Source organism: Paenibacillus dokdonensis (assembly GCF_004916975.1).
Classification (GTDB): domain Bacteria; phylum Bacillota; class Bacilli; order Paenibacillales; family Paenibacillaceae; genus Paenibacillus_AQ; species Paenibacillus_AQ dokdonensis.
Window position 1 is genome coordinate 1,283,469 of record NZ_STGQ01000002.1, and the last position, 20,493, is coordinate 1,303,961.

The following is a 20,493-nucleotide window of genomic DNA, read 5'->3' on the forward strand; positions in this document are numbered from 1 at the left end:
TCTTAATATAACTAGGGAGGAGGTAAAACATGGCCAATATACAAATATCACCAAGTTCGAGTGTTCAGTTTGAGCCAACCATCGCGGTAAATTGGCTAAACCCTTCGGTCATGGTGGTGGTGGCCGTAGATTTCAGCACAGGATCGCCGAATATTGGCTTGTATAAGTCCATTGATGCCGGAGCAACCTGGAGCACGACGTTACTCCCGTTACCAGCCGGTTTCGCTGGAATAGAGGCACCTCATATCGATTACAATTTTCCCAATTCGTTTGTCGTATTAGCCCACGCCTTTGATTCGGATGGCCTCAGCGGTTCAATCGTGTCTTATATCTCTAACGACAATGCTTCATCATTCGGAACTCCAGTGATCGTGAACCAAGGCTTCGGACAGTTCGTCAATGACGATCAGGTGGTTGTTGTCACCGATAAGGCAGGATCCAGCCCCTTCTTTGGAAATATTTATACGGGGTATACGCATGATTACAACACACAATTTATACCGGGAAATACGATATTCTTCAATCGTTCCATAGACGGGGGAAACACTTATATGAGCCCCAGTCTGCTGTCTTCCATCGCCGATTTTGAAGAATTTCCGGGTATCGCCGTCACCTTAAACGGCATCCTTGTCGTTGGTTGGATCACCCAAGACAATTCCGAATTCGAAATTCGGTCATCGATGGACGGCGGAGCAACATTTCAAACCGAGACCATGGTTACCTCGGTCGATATTCCGCCTTCGCCGCTGCCAGGGTACGATTTCAGGTGTTTGACGTATCCCAACTTGGCTGCAGACATTTCCAACGCATCAGCATCCCAAGGGAACGTTTATGCGGTGTGGCAGGACTTTCGGCAAGGCTATTCGGATATTTACCTCGCCATTTCCACGAACTTTGGTGTGGATTGGGGTACGCCGGTGCCCATTACCGGTAGTCCGGTGGGATCCCAGAGCTTTTTCCCGACCATTACCGTTTCCCCGACGGATGGAGCGGTGTTTGTATCCTATTACACGAATCGACTAAATCCACCTGATATTGACGTTTACCTTGCGACATCGAGGGATGGAGGAATGACGTTTACAAACACCCGTATTACGACAACTTCGTTTAACGTCACAGGCCTTCCTCTCATTGGCGACTATATTGGAAGTGCGATCGTCCCTCAGACCGGCCGTCTTATAACCGCTTGGGCAGACACACGTACGGGAACCTTAAATATCTGGGTTGGCGATAACCAATAAGCTTTTATAATAAAAATTATGGAGTTGGGTATATAAGTCTGTGGCCGTCCGTACAGTTTGAATTTGAGAATAGCCTGAACTAATTAGAAATGAAGTCGCCTTGTTTAGGCGGCTTTTTTTATTTGGGATAAAAAACTTAATCAATTGAATATTTCACAAAATTTACAAAATTACACAGATTCGAATATCCGCAATTTTAAATATTTATGGTACCGTAGAGGAGTCTCTAAACAATCGTCATCACGTGACCTGTCCAGCATTGCATGTTGATGAGATCCATCTCAGCTGTTAAAGGAGCGGAAACGATGAATTTGTTCAGTGTAACGACGATTCCATCTGCAATTATTGCCGGCTTTGCGTTTTTGATGTTGTATTTGATTTTGAGTAAGTATGTATTTGGCCCTTTATTTGCGGTCATGGAACAGAGGCAGTCGCGAAACCAGGTCAATCTCGAGTCGGCGAATCAGCTTAAACAGGAGATGCAGCGGTTGGAGGATGAACGGAATGCTATACTCAAAACGGCTGCTTTGGATGCCAATGAGCTCATCCGTAATGCCGTCAAGGAAAGTGCCATGGAGGCGGAGCAGGTCATCAAAGCAGCAAGAGAAGAGTCAAATCACTACATGGCTGAGGCCCTGGCCGAACTGCAGGCAGAGAAGCAAAGAGCCATTGAAGCCATTCAAGATGAAACGCAGGAGATTTCCAATGAGATTGTGAAAAAGCTTATTCCGAACCGGGTACATTAACGAAATTACATAGCAATACGTATAAATAGAAAAATAGCTAAAAACCCACAAGGCCCGTTTCCCTCATGGACTTTTAGCTATTTATTTTTCATATATATCCCACACGAACCTTGTTATTGGGTTTTCTGAACCGTAGATACGCTCAGAAGAACGGCATTGGTTGTTCCGCCGCTGACATTGTCAAACGAAAACAGGGAGGTTGGAAGTCCACGCATGGTAACCTCATCGCCGTCCAATATGTCGCCAGTTGAGTTCATATACAAGCCAACGATGGAGTTATCATTCTCATCAGCCACATGAATGACGGCGATCGTTCCGATCTCAGTCTCTTCTTCTTGAACTTCCACGACAGTCCCGGTTACTTGCGCCATTTTATCCAGATAAGGAGTTATGTTTTTGAACAGATGGCGAGAAGTGATGCTTGCATCAACCAGCGATTTAGCTTTCTTCTTGCTTTCTGCTGTCAGAGCAGGGAAAAGATCACTATGGCCAGTGATGAAGTTATATGTCTTCTCCGTCATTTCTCCACCATCATCGGTGACTGTTGGAATGAGTTGTACCATTATATCTGCTATATTCGCCTGTTCCGAACCCGCTGCTGCAGTGGATACGTCTGTAGATGCCGGGACGGATTGTATGCCAGAAGTAGCCGTGCTGCTTAATTTAAAAGAATCGATCATTTTTTGAACCCTATTTTTACCGCCGTTATCATAAGATTCCTTGGCATAGGAAATGGAAAAAGTATAAGTCCCGTTGCCCGCAGGCACAATATATTGGGTCAAAATGACTTGAAGCTCGGCTTGTCCCTGAGCGTGGGTGTACTCGCCTACTAAAACCCCGCTGTTATTGGCGGTATCTGTGTAGCTGACTTTTTTGTAATTCTTTATGGCTTCTCCTGCAGCCCCGCTTTGATATTGAGCAATAGCCGCATCAGCAGTTTCTTTTGCAGTAATGGTTGAACCATCCGCGGCTAAGTTGACATTGTCCGCAAAGGCCACCTTCGGAGCAGGGTCGACGTATGCTGCTTTGATTGCCGGCTGGTTAAGCTGAGTCAAATCGAATGCATTCCATGAGGCGGGGTATGAGAAGGAGAAATCAGGGGTCTCTGCTGTTTTCATTTTATCTGCATCCGATGTTTTGGAGGTTTCCTTCGCTGTCTCCTGGGTTATAGCCGTATTTGTTTCTCCAGTTGCTTTTTCTTCTTTTTCCTTGGAACCGCATGCGGTCAATACTAAGAATAGGGACAACATCAATACCATAGACTTTTTCAAAATCGTTCAATCCTTTACCAAGTACCCATCGGCTGGGGAATTTGCTCCGTTCATCTGGTCTGAAGAAAGAGATTTCTGGAAAAAATAATAGAGATAACACTGTTTTTTTGATGAAGTTTGTAGGTAACTAGTTCTTTAGTTATAGTCGTTTTATCCCGAAACTATCATCATGCATATTTTAATTACGCAATTTAATACATATGGTTCCAAACGAAGTGTGTTATTTCCTTAATTTAATATAATTGGAAGATTGGGCTTTATCGTTTATCGAGATAGATTGTCTTCCTCCTAATCCGTGTAAATAAGGAAGAGAGGAATGGGGAATACCTCCTTGATGTAAATCAATACAAGCCCAATCTATGGAGGTGGAAGCGATGAGTGATAGCAGCATTACGATTCATTTTATCGGCGGGGAGTCATTGAACATTATTTCGGATGACATTGCAGGGGTTATTGTGAGGCTGAAAAGTGAGGAATGGGTCGATCTCAGTGAGCATCATGTGAAAACATCAAGCATCTCCTATATCAGTGCATATGAGTCTGGTTTCGACAAGAACAGTGAAAAAACTATTCCAGAGCGAAGCTGAGGCCCGAAAAGCAAGAGAAGTTTGGGAACAGAGGAAGCAGAACTCTCATAAAGGCATGGTTCACGATAAAAGTGGACTGTGCTTTTTGCATCGGGGGACGAGAGGGATCGCCTTCTTGTATAATGGTCTTATGAGGTGATGAATATGATCGTTGTTAGTTCCTGCCTTGCGGGAATGAAAGTCAGATATAACGGGACGCACTGCATGCAGGATGTGATCCGGCGCCTGGTGGAGGAGAAGAAGGCGGTCACGGTCTGTCCCGAGCTGATGGGCGAATTCACGACTCCCAGAGAGCCAGCTGAAATTCAGGGCGGAACCGGCGCTGATGTGCTTGACGGACGAGCCCGGGTGATTGAGAAGTCCGGCAGGGATGTCAGTGATATGTATATCGGGGGAGCACATGCGGCGCTGAAGAAGATTCGCGAGCTTGGTGCAACGATGGTCGTATTGAAGGAATACAGCCCTTCCTGCGGCAGTGCAATGATTTATGACGGCCGGTTCGAGAACCGGAAAATACCTGGAAACGGAGTCACCACGGCTTTACTGGAACGGGAAGGCATCGAGGTCGTTTCGGAACAAATTTTTTTGGGAAGGCTGGAGCAATCGGGCGAGATATAATGCTTTGAATGAGCCGATATTATCGGTTTAGCTCGGATTTTGACCTGATCAGGAAGCTCTGAAAAGGAAATGCGCATTTCCTATTCAGGGCTTTTTTCACATTGCAAAAAGGGCGGGGTCCGCAGTATAATAAGAACACTTGTTCTAAAAATATAAGTGGAGATGATCATTTTGAACAGACAGCATCTATCCCCTATGACGGCTCCAGATCTGACAGGGAATGAACCGGGAACGGCCGCTGCCGTGCAGGAGAAGGAGGATTGGTCGTTTGTGGAGCGTGAGCTTTCCCGGTCGCTTGAGAAGCATGTGAAAATAAGTCTGACGGTAGATACGGCGCATGGAACCAGCCAGCTAAGAGGGTTCGTGACGGTGATTAATACATATTTGAAGGAAATTAAACTGCGTGAAGAGGATGACTGGCAGTGGATCAGGTTCGATGACATCCGTTCTGTGCAGCCATCAGCCTAGTATAGATATGTTGACATATACCGTTGTCATCCGCATTCATTACCCAGACCAAGGTCTAGTATGTACACTGGTCTCCGGCTAGATGCACTCCTGGTTTTAATCGGTATAATGAATACCATACATAACCAGTGATTGATGGAGGGTAAACAAAAATGCGTATTTCGTATAAGGGGATTGGAGCCGCGGCCATCCTTTCAGCGGTGCTTCTTGCAGGCTGTGACGAGGTGGATGACGCCGTGCAAAAGGTCAGGCAGGACGCGCACGAGGTTGCGACTGCTGCGGGAAGCTCGGTTGTAGGAACGGTGAATGGCATCGGTGACCGGATGAAGAGTAACGGTGAGCATATCGAGTTGACCGCTGAACGGGAGATGGGATCCGAAACGGTGCTGCAAGTAGACCATAAGGTAGGCAACATCACGGTTGTGCCGGGGACAGGAAATAAGGCATCCGTGAAGACGACGATCTGGTTCTTGAATGAAAAATCGTACCAGAACATCGTAGATGAGGCTGAAACCACCTTGATAGCAAAAAACGGAAAACTGGAAATCGTGACGAATCCGAAGGGGAATCCAAACGATAATCTTTGGGACTGGGCGCAGTCAAAGTACGGTTACTCTGAATTGATGATTGATTATGAGGTGCAGGTACCCGCGTCGATTACGGATTTTGAGATTGAGAATGACGTAGGCCAAATTACGATGAACAATGTGAGCGGCAAGTATCAGGTGGATAATAGTGTGGGTGCCATCGTGGTCAATGGCGCTCAAATCAAAGGCAAGTCCAGCATCAAATCGGAAGCTGGCAGTGTTCAGCTCGGTATCAGCGGAATGGAGAAGGACAGCAGCCTCAAAGTAAAAACCGATGTGGGCAGCATCCATGCGACTCTTGCGGATAGCCTTGCGTATACGCTGAAATTGGACAGTGAACTCGGCATCATATCCGGGGCATCCAAGGGCAGCAGCGATATCAATGGAGGCGGTCCATTGATCACGCTGTCCTCTTCGATCGGGGCAATCTCCGTAGAATAAGGGTGCAGTATGCCACGCTGTTGATCGTTAAGCTTAATAAGAAAACCGCAAAGAAGCACGAAACCATAATAAGCTGTCCCGGTATCTTACCGGGGCAGCTTATTCCTTATGAACGATTTTCGTTTGCATCATCGTTAGGACGTTGTTGCTCCTTGCCCTTAGGTGCTGGAAAGGTAGAAGGAACCGCACCAAGCCGGTACAGCATGGCGATGAAATGTTCTGCATACAAATCAGCAGAGAAATGCTTGTGGATATGCGCCTCTGCGCTTTGGATCAGCCGGTTTCGTAAGGGGATATTGATCATCAGCGAGAGGGCCTCCTTTACGGCTTCATCCAGATTGCCACGCGTATAAAATTTTCCGGTTTTATTATGAAAAATAAATCTTCTTACACCACCGGAGTCCGTGGAAAGCACCGGGCAGTGGCATATCATGGCTTCGGCCACTGCATATCCGAAACCCTCGCGGATGGAGGTGGATACGAGAAGGCCTCCTGAATCCCCGATAATGCTGAGGTAATCAGCCATCAGCTCATGTGGAATATTGGAATAACGGAAGAGCCGGGAGGATAGAAGCGGATCCGCCTCAAGGATTTGATGGTAACCGGTTAATTCGGCGCTGTCAGACAAGGTGTCGTCATCAAAAAGCCACAGGGACAGACCGGGATGAAGCCTGATCAGCCGCTGACCCATCTGAAGAAATTCCCGCCAATTTTTGTTGGCCTGTATGCGCCCGATCCAGCCTATGATGGGATAGGCCTTTTGCGGGTAGGCAGTATATCCGAAATTTTTGCAGTCAAGCGGGTCATCAAAGCAATACTGCTGAATATCCGGAAAAAAGGAACGCATGAGGCGGCGCAGATGCGCGGTCCGGGGGTAAAGCAGCGCATCGGCATGACGGTTAATCCCATCTTTGAAATTCTGCAAAATTTGTGTAGCTTCCTCGGGTGTTCCAAGCCCCTGAAATTCAAAAATAAGACGTCCGCCGTAACCAAAGCTGCTGATCTGTATTAGCATGTGAATATCCGAGCATACGATAACGGCATCATATTTTTCCAGCTCAATGAGATTTCGGATGGTATCGGAGTCGCTGGTAACGATCGTGCGGATATCTTTAATATTTTGGCGTCCTTCTCCATCAATATTGTACAACAGATGGGATTCGATTCCATGATCCTTTAAGGCGTTGCTGCGAATTCGGTTCAAGGTCTCCATACCACCGCTGGGATTGAAAAAGGTAAACAGTATTTTCATGGAAGCTCACCGAAAGGTGCGGCATGCTGGTGAAGCAATTCAGACAGAGCCTGCGTGTAAAATAGTTCATTGCTGCGAGCCGGGGCGGCTAAAAGTCCTGTTCGGTATCCGACCTCGGTATAATCGGGAGTATAGCAGCTGGAAAATGCGTAAGGCGGTGACTTTTTCAACTGCTGGTGAAGAATCTCCAGATCGGTCAAATAACCAAATTTTTTCAAATCGAGCAGCATAGCATAGGGGGTGTGCCTCTGAAGAATGCTGATTCTGGCAGCGGAAGCTGCAGATTGATAGGGATGCCATTCAAAGATGGTCGTCGGATGGGCAATTTGGCAAAGCATGTTGTTAACCTGCTGGTCCGGGGATAGATCAAGGATACAACAAACATAATTGCTGAAGGTTTGCTCGTAGAGGTCTTCAATTCGCTCAACGGCTGCAGGAGAGGCCTCCCGCAGCGGGATCAGAAGAGCTATCTCCGGCGGAATGCCTCTGCGGCATCTCGCTAGATGTCTGGACAGGTGGAAGGCATATCTCCATCTCCTATGAGCCTCAGTTGATTTCAATTGCGATGAAACGCTGAAGGTCGAATCTACCCGGTAATCCATGAGTTCGACTGGAATATAACGAATATCGCAGTGGTCGGTTAGTTTTAAAAAGTAATCATAATCCTCCACGGGTGCTAGGCTGTAGCCGCCCTGCACCATTTTGGCGTATACCGCTTTATACATGAAAGAGACGCCAACGATGGAGGAATCGAGCAGCTTCTCTTTGGGACGTCCCTGGTATTGGCGAAGCGCGGTTAGGGCAGCCTCATCATACAGAGGTGTATTGTGATTATCGATGTTCTGAAATGAACTATAAGCAAGACCCAAATTCTCGGGTCCTTTGGCAAGCGAGTTACGCAGCACTGCCAGAAACTCCGGCCTGTAAATATTATCACTGGATACCCAGGTTAAATAGAGGAGGGCGGGATCCTGGAACAGCACATCAAACCCGGTATTGAGCGCGTGGGGGACTCCCTGATTTATGGGATAGGAGACGATCTCCACGCGGGGATCATCGTTTGCGAACATCCGGATGAGGGGCTCCATTTCAGGAGCGCCGTCAATAACGATGATAAGCCGGAATTGACGCAGTGTCTGGTTCAATATGGATTCAAGCGCTGCTTTCAGAAACTCGGGTTTCTGTTTGTATACAGGCATGACAACTCCCACATCCGTCAAGGCGTTCACCACTTCCGTCGAGATATACTATCATTGTATCGCCAGAATTAGGCTTTGCTTGTGCGGTTAACCATGTGTTCAGACAAAAATAACAGAAAAGGCCTGCGGATGAGCGGCCGCAGACCTTCTTATTTGAGAAAAGGGAATTATATGAGCGAAGCTTCACTAAGGCGGATAAGCGATTCTTAGAAGGTGGGGCGTGAGGATGTTAAGAAACAGGTGAAAGAGCTGCAATAGACGTTAACTCCGATTGCAGTACACGCTGTTCCGTAACAATATTGCCGAATTCGTCAATTCCATACGTGGAGAAGACAACTTCAGCCGAAGGACTGAGGTTATCTATTTGTACTTCATAAGCGACATTACCCGCAATATAGAACTCACGGATATCGGAAGAACTGGCAGGCACAATATATGAGGTGACATAGTGCGGGGTCAAGGTCAGCGTAGAATAGGGAACGCCGAACACTTGAACTAAAATGGTAGCATCGATGGCGTCCACATTACGAACGCTAACTACAATATTGGTCGCAGCGGTACCTGTTGCTCTTGTGCTGGTGATCATTCCGGTGGTAAATGGCATAATCTATCACTCCTTTCTTTCCTTTCTATCATTAATATATTCAAGCGAAGCATGAAGTTTCGAGGCAGAAGCAGCGGGGTATATGCGTATTTATGAATGCAGGTTGACGGATAAACAGGTCAAAGGAGAAATGAATTCCTGCCAACCGGATACATGCGGGTCTCGATGGACACCAGCGCAAAAAGCCTGCGGATGAGCGGGCCGCAGACTTTTTGCCGTGCAAGGGGAAGCTGAGTGAAGACTGAGGATGGCGGATAAACGAAAATGTGATATCATCTTCGTTTCTATTAATATATTCAGATGGTAAAGGATGTTTCGTGATAGAAACAGCGGGGGATATGCTCATTTCTAGTAATGTAAGGGTTGGTCATGCCTCTTCCTCACATAACTGCTAGTGCATGTTACTGCTTTCATTTCAAAACGATGATAAAGAAAGAGAATATAAAAGAATAGTGAAGATTATCATATGTTTAATCGCTTACATGCCATTTTGGAATTAACTATTTCCATGCTTATAATGTAAAAAGTGAAAAATCGGACCCGGCAAACCTGAGAGTGGGGAGCCATAAGCAGCAATCTGTTAGAGGAAGACGAACGGACGCTTTAAGTCAAACATCATAGGAGGGTTATTTCTTTGTTTTTAAACTGGATTAAACAAGGCTTCTTTAGCAATGTCAGAAGAGATCTATTATCGGGATTGACCGTTGCTTTCGCGCTTATTCCCGAGGCCATCGCATTTTCTCTTATGGCCGGGGTGGACCCGATGGTCGGATTATACGCATCATTTTTAATTGCTGTTTCTATTTCATTCTTTGGCGGGCGTCCAGGCATGATCTCGGCGGCGACCGGTGCCATGGCTTCCCTAATGGGGCCTATTGTTGCGAAGTATGGAATCGAGTATTTATTTGCAACGACCGTATTGACGGGGATTTTACAGTGGGTGATGGGGGCGCTGAAGTTCGGACGGTTTATAAGCTTTGTGCCGCAGCCCGTGATCGTTGGATTCGTGAATGCGCTGGCGGTTGTTATCTTCATGGCACAGCTGCCGAACTTTGTAGGTGCCACCTGGGTGATGTACCTAATGGTTGCCGGAACGCTGCTTATTATCTATCTGTTTCCTCTGTTGACGAAGGCTGTGCCTTCAGCACTGGTGGCTATCATTGTCATGACCATCGTATCCGTCTTAACGCATGCGGATGTCAGAACGGTAGGGGATATGGGAAACATTACGCAGACTTTGCCCTCGTTTCATATTCCTTCGGTGTCTTTGTCCTTTCATATGATCCTGACCGTGCTGCCGTATGCTCTGGCTTTGGCGGTGGTTGGAATGACGGAATCGCTTCTGACGGCAAATCTGGTGGATGAATTGACCGATACGGGAAGCAATAAGAATCGTGAGATTAAAGGCCAGGGCATCGCCAATATCATTACCGGATTTTTTGGCGGGATGGCCGGATGTGCAATGATTGGACAGACGGTGATCAATGTGAAATCCGGAGGGCGTTCGCGGCTCTCAACATTTGTGGCAGGCGTGTTCCTGCTGTTCTTGATTATCGTCCTGGGCAGCGTTGTGAAGGTTATTCCAATGGCTGCGCTTGTGGGTGTTATGGTGATGGTGTCCGTCGGAACATTCGATTGGAATTCACTGCGGACACTGAAAAAAGTACCGCTTGGAGATACCGTAGTCATGATCGTGACCGTAGCGATTGTGGTTGCCACTTCGAATCTGGCTTTGGGTGTCGTGTCGGGCGTCATCTTGAGCGCGCTGCGGTTTGGCTGGAAAATGGCCAGGATTCAAGCCTTTACAGAAATAAACGAGGCAGGAATCAAGGTATACCGTATTGAAGGACAGCTCTTCTTCGGCACGATGTCGCATTTTATCCAGCTGTTTGATTACCAGGATGACCCGGAACTGATGTTGATTGATTTTAGCCGCTCCCATCTGTGGGACCAATCGGCAACCAATGCCCTTTCGAAAGTGGTTGATAAGTACGAATCTCTGGGAAAACGGGTCGCTGTAAAAGGAATCAACCAGGAAAGCCAACGTATCATGGATAAAATCGGCCTTTCACCGGATTCATCCCATTAATATTTCACATTATAAATCGGCTTCTGTAATTCTGAAGCTTCAGACTAAACAAGCATACAGATGACTTCTGAAATGATCAGGAGTCATCTTTTTTTGTCCGCATCGTGGGAGAATTCTTATCGAATTTCCTCTAGCGAAACATCGCATGTTTCATGAACATGAGGATACACTAAGGATAATTAATCCTATGAGGTGGAATAAATGTCACCGTCCTATATTTTACTAGTGGAAGATGAACATAACGTCTCGCAGTTCATTCAACTGGAGCTTCAGCATGAGGGGTATGAGGTGACCGTTGCTGTAAACGGAGAGCAGGCACTGGAATATTTTCAAAAGAAAGACTGGAACCTGATCCTCTTAGATTGGATGCTTCCAAAACTGGACGGGTTAGAGGTATGCAGGAGGATACGAAAAACAAGCGATGTTCCAATCATATTATTAACGGCACGTGACTACTTGGGAGATAAAATTGCAGGTTTAGATACCGGGGCTGACGATTATATTACCAAGCCATTTGAGATTGAAGAGTTATTAGCCAGAGTTCGAACCAATTTACGACGCCATACTCACGAGAGGAATCATTCGGAATCAGATGTTCTCCAAATGGAGGATTTAATCTTGGATGTCAAAAAGCGATTTGTAACAAGGGCGGAAGTTCGAATCGATTTGACGCAGCGCGAATTTGATTTGCTGTATTTCTTGATGCAGCATCAGGGAGAGGTTATCAGCCGAGACAGGCTATTATCTGTCGTATGGGGATATGACTTTGCAGGAGAGACGAATATTGTAGACGTGTATATTCGTTATCTGCGGAACAAGATCGATCGGAATTATCATCCTAAATTAATTCATACCGTCCGGGGTGTTGGATATGTTCTTAGATCGGGTTAAAGGACAAACGAATGATTAAATGCATAAAGAAAGCAACTCATTCATTGATGTTTCGCTTTACCTCTTGGTATGTGCTGAGTCTGATGGCTATCATCTTGTTCATCGGAACATGCATCATGGGTGCTGTGAGTTACTTTCTCATTCAAGATACCAAGCAGGAGCTGCATGCTGTAGAACAAAAGATCATAGATTCTTTAGGATATATGGAAACGGATTGGCAGGATATGCTGGATGAAATATTGTATCCGGATCATGCCAATTATGAAGTGGCACTGGCAAATGCGGATGGCGGTGTCTTAGCCCATTCCCGTGGCGGTGCGAATAACCTGCAAGTGGATCAAGAGCAGGCAGACTTCAATTGGGTGAAGCTCTTTCTATGGGACCAGACCCAGGGGCTGTCGATCCAGGACGTGGTCTTGGGGAATGCAATGAACGGACAAAAAGTCACCATCCATATTCTTGTGCAGCTAGACAATATCGTGTACTTATTATGGCTGATTGTAAAAGTCATTAGTATTACAGGTATTGTCAGTCTGTTTGCTGGCTCATACCTGATCTATCGTCTGACCAAAAAAAATCTGCGGCCCTTATTTGCTATCATGGATGCTTTGAGACGAATGGGCCAAATCACGGATGTAAAGGAGCGTATTCCCGTTCCGCCGATTCCAAAGGAATTGAAGGATTTAGCGCAGACTATCAATGACCTGTTGGATCAGCTGCAAGCACAGTTTGAACGCGAGAAAAGCTTTGTGTCGAACGCGTCCCATGAATTACGCACACCTTTGACGGCTTTCCGGGGTCATGTGCAGATGATGAAACGTTGGGGCAAACAGAATCCCGAAGTTTTGGAACAATCGATTGAAGCGTTAGATCAGGAAAGCCGGCGCATGCAGCGGCTGATGACGCAATTACTGACATTAGCGCGAACCGGAAATATTCAAATGAAAAAGGATAAAGTGAATGTGAGCCATACGGTACAAGATGCCATTCGGCAACTGTGGCGGAGAGATCTGAAAATATCACTAAAGGAAATATTAAACCCTCATATGTATGTTCTGGGTGATGAAGAGCAGCTCAGGCAGGTGGCTGTGATTCTTTTTGAAAATGCCATACGCTACACGAATGCCGGGGGGGCGATAGAAGTCCGGGTCTTTAAGGAAAATAATGAAATCTGTATCACTGTAGCGGATTCGGGAATAGGCATCCCCTATGAGGATCAAGGCAAAATCTTTGATCGGTTTTATCGCGTGGATAAGGCCCGTTCCCGGGAAACAGGGGGAACAGGCCTTGGTTTATCCATAGCTAAAGAATTGGTGAAGAACCTTCATGGCAGGATTTCTGTAACCAGTAAACCGGGGGAGGGCAGCATATTTTCGGTGTACCTCCCGGTTTATAGTAAATAATGAACATTAATCTTGATGTTCGTATTTATGCTGGTGAGAGTGACGGGACGAATTTACGTATTTATGCTTAGTGTTATCTGATGATGATTGCTGGTCACTTTTTGAGTTTGTCGCAGGCGGGGCGGTTTTATCGGTCTGTGCATCTGTCGAAGGTTGGGAGCTTGTATCGGTTGATGAATTTGCACGGGTATTGGCGGCTTGTCCATCGTCAGGCAATACACGGCGAATTGTATTAATCCGGGACTCCCATGAGCTAAGATCGGAAATGGTTACTCCGGGTTTGCCATAGGTATGCAAAATTTGTCCATTTCCGATATAGATTGCCACATGGTGTATAGGCGTGTAGAAAAAGATAAGGTCACCGGGTTTGAGTTGATTTCTTGGCACATAGGTTCCTGCGGTGGACTGCTGTCTTGAATCCCGTGGAAGTGTGATGCCATTTTGTTTGTATACATATTGCGTGAATGAAGAACAATCAAATGTGCTCGTTACACCTGATTTTGAACCGAATTTATAAGGAACTCCCAGAAATTGCTTACCTGTAGCAAAGATTTGATCCGCAAGGGATGTAGAGGTTTCTGCTGCGGCAGCATGGGCAGCTTGAGGCATTAGCAGCACCGTACCTCCTGATAATAATATGGAAAGACTAAGACCTGTACCTAGGAGCAGTTTACCCAATTTTGGTGGTTTCATCATTGTAACTTCCTCCTTCGGAAATATGTGTTTAGGCATCGATCACCTGGTTCCAAAATAACATATAAAAAAATCCCACTATTTACTGCATTCTTCATGGGATTAGAGCTGGCTTGAGTTTGCCGGATAAAATGAGAATTGCATGAGAGTTTTCTCACGATACATTCATTGACACCCCATCACGATTTAACTTTCCATTTAATGAGGCTGTTTGAGAAATTAACTCAATATTGAGCATGAAAAAGGCGGTCTCCGCGTCAACGGAGGCCGCCTTTCGTATACTGAATTCTTTGTATTTAATGATGCGTCAACGTGCGGACGGCTGCATTTTCTCATACAGATTAAAGCCGCTTGGCGTTTGACCCTTATAAGTAAATCCGGCGCCGCTGTACAGCTGGTTCAGCGCAGGTACGGATGCGATACAGTCGAGCCGGACTCTGTCCTTGTCCGGGAATCGGACTCCACGTTCTGCCCACTGCAGTATGGCACTTCCGAGCTGCTCACCGCCGAATTCACGGTTAATGGCCAACCTGTGCAGATAGACCGCAGGTTCATGGCCTTCTTCACCCCAGAGTGAGCGATCCCAGCTGCTCGCATGCTGCTGGAGAATAACCATGCCGGCCATGATGTCATCCTGTTTGAAAATAAACACATCGCCGCGGTCAATCGCATTGGTTACCCCGTGTTTGTCTTCACCAGCTAGAAGCTCATGCCACTGCTTGGATCCTTTGCTTTGCAGCCAAGCCGCTGCCTGAATCATCAGAGCGTTCACGGCTTCTTTATCCTCCGGTCCAGCCTGAGTGGCGCGAATTCCCGGCTTGATCTCCTGCTCTATAATAATGCATTTCGTGGCATTCATATTCATGTATGTACCCACCCTCCGTGACCATATGGTTCTATTGTAAGAAGTCGCAGGGCAATACGCAACTACAAGATCAAGTCGCTGCGGTAGAAATCAGGCTCGTTCATTTCTGCTGCAGGGTGTGCCCGTACAAGCCGCCCCCAGCAGGCTAGCATTGAATAGAAGTAGATGGGGAAAGGGGGTGGAAGGGGATGAAGAAAGCTGACTTCATAGCGAAAATAGCACCGCTTGCATCCGCAGATCAGCTTAAGACGGGTGTTCCGGCCTCACTCACGATCGCACAAGCTGCACTCGAATCTTCATGGGGCGGAAGCGCCCTTACAACCAAAGCGGGCAATTTATTTGGCATCAAAGGCGGGGGACCGGCCGGTAGTGTCCGGATGCTGACCTCGGAGTATGTTAAAGGGGCTCTGGTCAAAATTTATGCCTATTTTCGCGCATACCACAGCTGGGAAGAATCCATTCAGGATCACTCGCGGCTCATCGTAAGTGGAGTGGCGGGGGACCGGCGTTACGCCGGGGCTTTAAATACGGACGGCAGAACGGCGGCGAAAATGATTGCGAAAGCCGGCTATGCGACGGACCCGCAGTATGCGGATAAGCTGATTCAAATGATGGATCAGTACAACTTATATCAATATGATGCCCAAGTAGAGGGGGAGCAGCCCATGACGAAGGAAGAAAAAGCGGCATTCGATGCACTGCAAGCTACGGTAACGAAGCAGGCTGAATGGATGAAGCAGCAGGATGCCTTGCTGAATATGCCCTGTCCGGCTTGGGCGAAGGATGCTTATGAATTTTATAAACCATTTATTTCAGATGATAAGGGAAGCTATGACTATTGGCGGCAGCTGGTGATTCAGTACAGGCATGAGAACGGCATCCGGGTGAACAATCCCGGCAGCTCCAAGTGAGCAGCTGCTGAACGTTGCCAGATTTCTGATCAACAATACGAAATCCCTGCGGGAAGCCAGCCCTCAGGGATTCTCACGGTGGTTACGGCCGGATTGTGACACGCGTTCCTACTGGTACATAAGACGAAAGATCCAGTACATCCTCATTTTGCATTCGGATACACCCATGCGAGACCTCATGTCCAATGGATGCAGGATCGTTGGTTCCATGTATGCCGTAATGCGGCTTGGAGAGGCCCATCCAGAGAACGCCAAACGGCCCGCCGGGATTCTCCTGCTTATTGATGATTCTGTATTCGCCTGTCGGTGTGCTGGTCAGCATTTTACCGATACCAACAGGATAGGCTTTGGTAACCTGATCGCCGTCCAGCAGGTAGAGCATGCGGTCAGAAAGATCGACAATGATCCGGTAATTCGGCATTTGCATCACTCCTTAATTTCAGAGTATGTTAGTAGTATGGGGAACGTAATCACTGACAAGCGTGAAATATTTTTCGGATAAAGGAGTTATGAATGTCATGCGCCGTAAAAAGGCACTGCAGTACAGTAGTTTCGGTGTTTTATTGCTGATCGCCACCTTGTTTATCTGGAGAGAAGGTCCCTATGTTTATCATCCGGTCCGTTCGAGCACTGCGGTTCACAATAAGGAAGGATCAAGTGCCGTCCGGGTTCATGGTTTTATTTCTACCAGACCGACACCCGATGCCATTTATTATAAAAATAAAGTCATTGTATTGATGTATCATGATGTGCGGCCGCATCCCACCAACATCAAAAGTCTGGACACGGTGGTCTTCAAGCAGCAGCTGGATGCCATGAAGGCGAACGGATTCCACTGGATTACGATGGAGCAGTATGCCGATTTTATTACGAAACGCCGGCCGGTGCCGGATAATGCGGTGCTGATGACGTTTGACGATGGCTATGAGACGTTCTACCAGCATGTATATCCGATATTGGAGCAGTATCATGTGCCCGCTACCAACTTCCTGATTGTCGCCACGGTAGGCAGCAAGAAGCTTCCGGGCATTCCCAAGCTTGACTGGCAGCAGGTACAGGCGATGCATCGGATGGGGATTGACTTCTATAGCCATACCTACGACTCTCATGCATACGGCTATATCCGGATTGCAGGCAAAAGGAAGGATCGCGCCGAGCCAATGTTGATGGGACCGGCGGATAACAAAACGCTGCATCATGTGGAAAGTAATGAGGAATATGACCGGCGCGTGACCGGTGATCTGGGGCTGTCCGATCAGATTCTGCGGGAAAAGATCGGTAATACACGTAATATTCTTGCTTTTCCTTACGGTGGATACTCCAAGTCTGTAATCGATATCTGTCAAAACCTTGGCATTCAAGTCACCTTTTCCGTCAAGCAGGGAATCAACAGTCCGGGACAATATATCGGCTATCGCGTCAATGCCGGAGGAATGGATAACAATCCGATAGCGCTCCTTGAATATATGAAGAGGGGCGCACCGATCAAATCGCCGATCAAAGGCTACAAGGTATAGAATAATTGGAAAACCCCCGGGAAGCTGCCTTTAGCAGCCCACCCGGGGGTTTATGTTTTGGTCTGGCGCAGCACGACGCCAACTATCTAACCCCTGACAGTCTCACAACAGACTGCAGCCGGTTCCTGGTTTTCTTGTTGTGTAACAGAATAATGACATTTCTAAAACAACAAAAGCCCTACCTCTCTTTTGTCCTTGCGGCTCCGATGACCGCGCCAGTGTGAATCAGAATTTCGTCTTTACATAAACTCATACTTCGTTTGGGTTATTCAAAATAGGAATTTAAAACTTCGTGGTCACGAAGAGTTATTCTTCTTGCGAGGAACGAATATGGGGTTAAATGAAACTTACAATATTTAATAATATCATAGATGTAATGAAATGGCAAGAGCAGGGGGCGGTTTCTTACCCTCGAAGCTCGCCCTTCGCCTTGATTTCAGGAGATTTCCGCGGAAGTCCTCATTCCGATATTATTGTGAACTATAGACACTTCCATTATCATCGAAGTATGGAATGCTAAACTGGGAGTGAAGATCATGGGTGCAAATCCGAAGATGGCAGAGCTTGTTTCTCTTCTCGGAGAGACGTCACGGGCAGCGATTTTAACGAGTCTTATGGATGGACGTTTTCATACCGCAAGTGAATTGGCTTTAGAGGCAGGCATCACGCCTCAGACCGCAAGCTTTCATTTGGCGAAAATGACCGCTGGCATGCTGGTCACGGCCGAGAAGCATGGACGCTATCGTTATTATAAATTGGCGGGACAAGAAATTGCACAAATTCTGGAAACGCTCCTTACGATTTCAAAACCAGCTGAAATTAGGTCACTAAGGCAATCTACCCAGATGAAAGCCTTATGCGAAGCCCGGACCTGTTATGATCATTTGGCAGGGAAGCTGGGTGTCCGCTTGACCCAGTCAATGATGGATAACAAGTATATTGAAAAGGGGCAAGAGGAGTTTACCGTGACTCCAGAGGGGGAACGGTTTTTCACAGAGCTTGGTCTGGATCTGCCTGCTTTGCGTAAACAGCGCAGGTCTTTCAGCCGGATTTGCCTGGACTGGAGTGAGCGGCAGCATCATCTTGCAGGGACGCTCGGGCATGCCGTTGTATCCCGCCTTTTTGAAATGAAATGGATTGAAAGGGCTGCTTCCGGACGGGCGGTTATCGTTACAGAGCAAGGAAGGGCCGGACTGAAGAGAGATTTTGGTATCAGTGACATATGAATATAGGTGAAAATAGGAGAAGACGCAATGAGCAATCGCTGCAGTCTTCTTTTTTTGTAAGCCGAAGGGCGAAAATATGTATTTTACAACAAAATAGAGGGCCAAGACTTAAAAAAAGAGGAGAAAATCGAGAAAAACGAAACGTTTCACAAGATTTTTGTCACAATTTTCCGCCTTTCGACCGATATTTATAGTAGTAATGAACCAATTCGTTCATTTTATATAGCTATCTTATTTAAAGGAAGGCTCTATTGTATGAATACCGAATCCGCCTGTCCGGGGGCAATAAAGCTTTACCGGTCGTTTCTGAACAAGTTGTTGCGCAATTATCTGATTGGTTCGCTGCTGGCCGTTCTGGTTGTAGGCAGCGCAATCGTTTTGACGACACTTGACGTACCTCCGGATGAATATAAACGTCTCGTATTCATTCTACTGATTTCACTCGTCTTTATGGCTGCAGCAGAGTTAACTGTCTTTTACCGTCATCTGGCTCCCATAAGGAGAGGGCTTTTGTCGCCGGATGCTGATTTGGATGAGCTGAAAAAAGCCTACATGCAGACGCACCGGCTGCCGCTGTTGTCCGTTTACCGGATTCTTGTCCCGCATCTGCTAGGCTTGTCCATTCCGGCAGTGCTCCTTACAGCCTGGATGCTGTCCAAAGGGCTTTTGGACTTTCCGGCATTTTACCTGGCCGTAGCGGCCTTGGGGGCAGCCCTGGTAGCCAGTATGCACGCCATGTTTGATTTTTTTCTGTCTACGGCTGCGATTCGCCCGCTGTTGATTGAATTGAAAATGCAGGCAAAGATGAGGTTCCAGGTTGAACTGGATCCGGAAGGCCATGTGTTTTTGTCCATTCGTCCCAAGTTTCTTGTCAGCGGTATGCTGATCGGCATGTCACCACTGCTGCTGTTCAGTCTGGCAGCGCAAATCCGTCTGAAAAGTCTGGACAGCGCCATGTTTCAGAACTACTGGGGCTGGGCAGGTCTCATTCTGATCATCGACATTGCCTTCGCGTATACAGGGGCGCGGTTAATTACGCAGGATATTGAGCGCCCTATCTCCAAGCTGTACGACGCAATAAATGATATCAAGGAAGGGCGGATGACGAAGGTCCAGAATATTTACTCGGATGAATTCTCCAAACTCGTTGCCGGCTTCAACATGATGGTGGGCGCACTACAGACAAGAGAAGAGCAGAGTCAGGCTATGCTGGACAGCTATTTTGTTACGCTTGCCGTGGCTTTGGATGCTCGCGATCCTTATACCGCAGGTCATTCGCTCCGTGTGGCTGAATATTCAGAGCTGATTGGCAGGCTTTGCGGGTTGTCCCCTGAGGACCTTATGGTGATCCGCAAGTCCGCACTACTGCATGATATCGGGAAAATAGGTGTGCGTGATACCGTCTTGCTGAAGGAGGGGCGGCTGACGGATGAGGAGTTTGATCAGATTAAGCTTCATCCGGGCCTCGGGGAAAATATTTTGCTTCAGATCGAACCGAAGGATGCCATGGCCGTGTTGCTGCCCGGTGTTCGCTCCCATCATGAGCGTTATGATGGCAAGGGATACCCGGACGGTCTTGCGGGAGAAGAAATACCGCTGCTCGGGCGGATCATTGCTGTGGCAGATGCCTATGATGCGATGACATCCGACCGTCCTTACCGCAAGGGAATGGCATCATCTGTTGCGCTGTTAATTCTGGATGAAGGCAGGGGCACCCAGTGGGACCCGGTGTTTGCGAAGGTTTTTGTGGATCATATGAGGAAGCAGCTGCCCTCCATACCCAAGCATGGGGCATAACAAAAGGAAAGCGTCCGCCGGAAACGGCGGACGCTTTTTATTTTGGAGGACTGGCTTTTGTTTTGCAGACAATTCAGGGTAGTGATC

The 20,493-nt window shown here is 47.2% G+C and carries 19 protein-coding genes and 1 pseudogene; 13 read left to right on the forward strand and 7 right to left on the reverse strand.

The genetic code is table 11. The features are described 5' to 3' along the window. Positions 1-29: 29 nt before the first annotated feature. Together E6W40_RS23685 and atpF are read left to right on the forward strand one after the other, a co-directional pair. Positions 30-1,241, forward strand: coding sequence for a sialidase family protein (locus E6W40_RS23685; protein ID WP_136608005.1), 1,212 nt, complete (start codon positions 30-32; stop codon positions 1,239-1,241). 305 nt (positions 1,242-1,546) lie between these two features. Beyond that, positions 1,547-1,987: a F0F1 ATP synthase subunit B gene (atpF, locus tag E6W40_RS23690; protein ID WP_168929020.1), complete on the forward strand. Its 441-nt coding sequence runs from the start codon at positions 1,547-1,549 to the stop codon at positions 1,985-1,987. A gap of 113 nt (positions 1,988-2,100) precedes the next feature. Here atpF and E6W40_RS23695 read toward each other — a convergent pair whose 3' ends face one another. Further along, the gene (locus E6W40_RS23695) at positions 2,101-3,258 is read right to left on the reverse strand and encodes a hypothetical protein (protein ID WP_168929021.1); all 1,158 of its coding nucleotides are present in this window, start codon (positions 3,256-3,258) and stop codon (positions 2,101-2,103) included. Positions 3,259-3,632: 374 nt separating this feature from the next. On the opposite strand from E6W40_RS23695, the gene E6W40_RS23700 reads away from it, so the two are divergent. The 4 genes from E6W40_RS23700 to E6W40_RS23715 all read left to right on the forward strand — a co-directional run bounded on the left by E6W40_RS23700 (position 3,633) and on the right by E6W40_RS23715 (position 5,959). Further along, a complete protein-coding gene (locus tag E6W40_RS23700) occupies positions 3,633-3,845 on the forward strand; it encodes a hypothetical protein (protein WP_136608008.1) in 213 nt (70 codons plus the stop codon). Between the two features lie 144 nt (positions 3,846-3,989). Continuing rightward, positions 3,990-4,463: a 2-thiouracil desulfurase family protein gene (locus E6W40_RS23705; protein WP_136608009.1), complete on the forward strand. Its 474-nt coding sequence runs from the start codon at positions 3,990-3,992 to the stop codon at positions 4,461-4,463. 171 nt (positions 4,464-4,634) lie between these two features. Continuing rightward, on the forward strand, positions 4,635-4,931 hold the full coding sequence (locus E6W40_RS23710) for a YolD-like family protein (RefSeq protein ID WP_168929022.1): 297 nt from the start codon (positions 4,635-4,637) through the stop codon (positions 4,929-4,931). Positions 4,932-5,083: 152 nt separating this feature from the next. Then, positions 5,084-5,959 (forward strand): DUF4097 family beta strand repeat-containing protein, encoded by an 876-nt coding sequence (locus E6W40_RS23715; protein ID WP_136608011.1) that lies wholly within the window; start codon positions 5,084-5,086, stop codon positions 5,957-5,959. Positions 5,960-6,065: 106 nt separating this feature from the next. On the opposite strand, the gene E6W40_RS23720 is transcribed toward E6W40_RS23715, so the two are convergent. From E6W40_RS23720 to E6W40_RS23730, 3 genes are all read right to left on the reverse strand, one after another. Then, entirely contained in the window at positions 6,066-7,211 is a 1,146-nt protein-coding gene (locus E6W40_RS23720) for a glycosyltransferase family 4 protein (protein WP_136608012.1), read from the reverse strand. Then, a complete protein-coding gene (locus tag E6W40_RS23725; protein WP_246073148.1) occupies positions 7,208-8,410 on the reverse strand; it encodes a glycosyltransferase family 2 protein in 1,203 nt (400 codons plus the stop codon). Before E6W40_RS23725 ends, E6W40_RS23720 begins: the two co-directional genes overlap by 4 nt. Before the next feature lie 229 nt (positions 8,411-8,639). Continuing rightward, the gene (locus E6W40_RS23730; RefSeq protein ID WP_136608013.1) at positions 8,640-9,014 is read right to left on the reverse strand and encodes a hypothetical protein; all 375 of its coding nucleotides are present in this window, start codon (positions 9,012-9,014) and stop codon (positions 8,640-8,642) included. 634 nt (positions 9,015-9,648) lie between these two features. Between E6W40_RS23730 and E6W40_RS23735 the strand changes: the two genes are divergently transcribed. The 3 genes from E6W40_RS23735 (at position 9,649) to E6W40_RS23745 (ending at position 13,397) form a co-directional block, all read left to right on the forward strand. Further along, positions 9,649-11,103 (forward strand): SulP family inorganic anion transporter, encoded by a 1,455-nt coding sequence (locus tag E6W40_RS23735; RefSeq protein WP_168929023.1) that lies wholly within the window; start codon positions 9,649-9,651, stop codon positions 11,101-11,103. 201 nt (positions 11,104-11,304) lie between these two features. Then, positions 11,305-11,994, forward strand: a complete 690-nt coding sequence (locus E6W40_RS23740; protein WP_136608015.1) for a response regulator transcription factor — start codon at positions 11,305-11,307, stop codon at positions 11,992-11,994. A gap of 11 nt (positions 11,995-12,005) precedes the next feature. Continuing rightward, positions 12,006-13,397, forward strand: coding sequence for a sensor histidine kinase (locus tag E6W40_RS23745; RefSeq protein WP_168929024.1), 1,392 nt, complete (start codon positions 12,006-12,008; stop codon positions 13,395-13,397). A gap of 213 nt (positions 13,398-13,610) precedes the next feature. Here the strand turns inward: E6W40_RS23745 and E6W40_RS23750 are convergent. Together E6W40_RS23750 and E6W40_RS23755 are read right to left on the reverse strand one after the other, a co-directional pair. Continuing rightward, a pseudogene (locus tag E6W40_RS23750) lies at positions 13,611-14,090 on the reverse strand (C40 family peptidase); the annotation flags it as partial. 307 nt (positions 14,091-14,397) lie between these two features. Continuing rightward, positions 14,398-14,955 carry a GNAT family N-acetyltransferase gene (locus E6W40_RS23755; RefSeq protein WP_246073149.1) on the reverse strand — a complete coding sequence of 186 codons (558 nt, stop codon included), beginning with the start codon at positions 14,953-14,955 and terminating at the stop codon, positions 14,398-14,400. Between the two features lie 188 nt (positions 14,956-15,143). Between E6W40_RS23755 and E6W40_RS23760 the strand changes: the two genes are divergently transcribed. Further along, entirely contained in the window at positions 15,144-15,866 is a 723-nt protein-coding gene (locus E6W40_RS23760; RefSeq protein WP_136608017.1) for a glycoside hydrolase family 73 protein, read from the forward strand. Between the two features lie 82 nt (positions 15,867-15,948). Here E6W40_RS23760 and E6W40_RS23765 read toward each other — a convergent pair whose 3' ends face one another. Further along, positions 15,949-16,287: a L,D-transpeptidase gene (locus tag E6W40_RS23765; protein WP_136608018.1), complete on the reverse strand. Its 339-nt coding sequence runs from the start codon at positions 16,285-16,287 to the stop codon at positions 15,949-15,951. Positions 16,288-16,384: 97 nt separating this feature from the next. On the opposite strand from E6W40_RS23765, the gene E6W40_RS23770 reads away from it, so the two are divergent. The 3 genes from E6W40_RS23770 to E6W40_RS23780 all read left to right on the forward strand — a co-directional run bounded on the left by E6W40_RS23770 (position 16,385) and on the right by E6W40_RS23780 (position 20,406). After that, positions 16,385-17,383, forward strand: coding sequence for a polysaccharide deacetylase family protein (locus tag E6W40_RS23770; RefSeq protein ID WP_246073150.1), 999 nt, complete (start codon positions 16,385-16,387; stop codon positions 17,381-17,383). 536 nt (positions 17,384-17,919) lie between these two features. After that, the gene (locus tag E6W40_RS23775) at positions 17,920-18,609 is read left to right on the forward strand and encodes an ArsR/SmtB family transcription factor (RefSeq protein ID WP_136608019.1); all 690 of its coding nucleotides are present in this window, start codon (positions 17,920-17,922) and stop codon (positions 18,607-18,609) included. Between the two features lie 255 nt (positions 18,610-18,864). After that, on the forward strand, positions 18,865-20,406 hold the full coding sequence (locus E6W40_RS23780) for an HD domain-containing phosphohydrolase (RefSeq protein ID WP_246073151.1): 1,542 nt from the start codon (positions 18,865-18,867) through the stop codon (positions 20,404-20,406). The last annotated feature ends 87 nt before the right edge of the window (positions 20,407-20,493 follow it).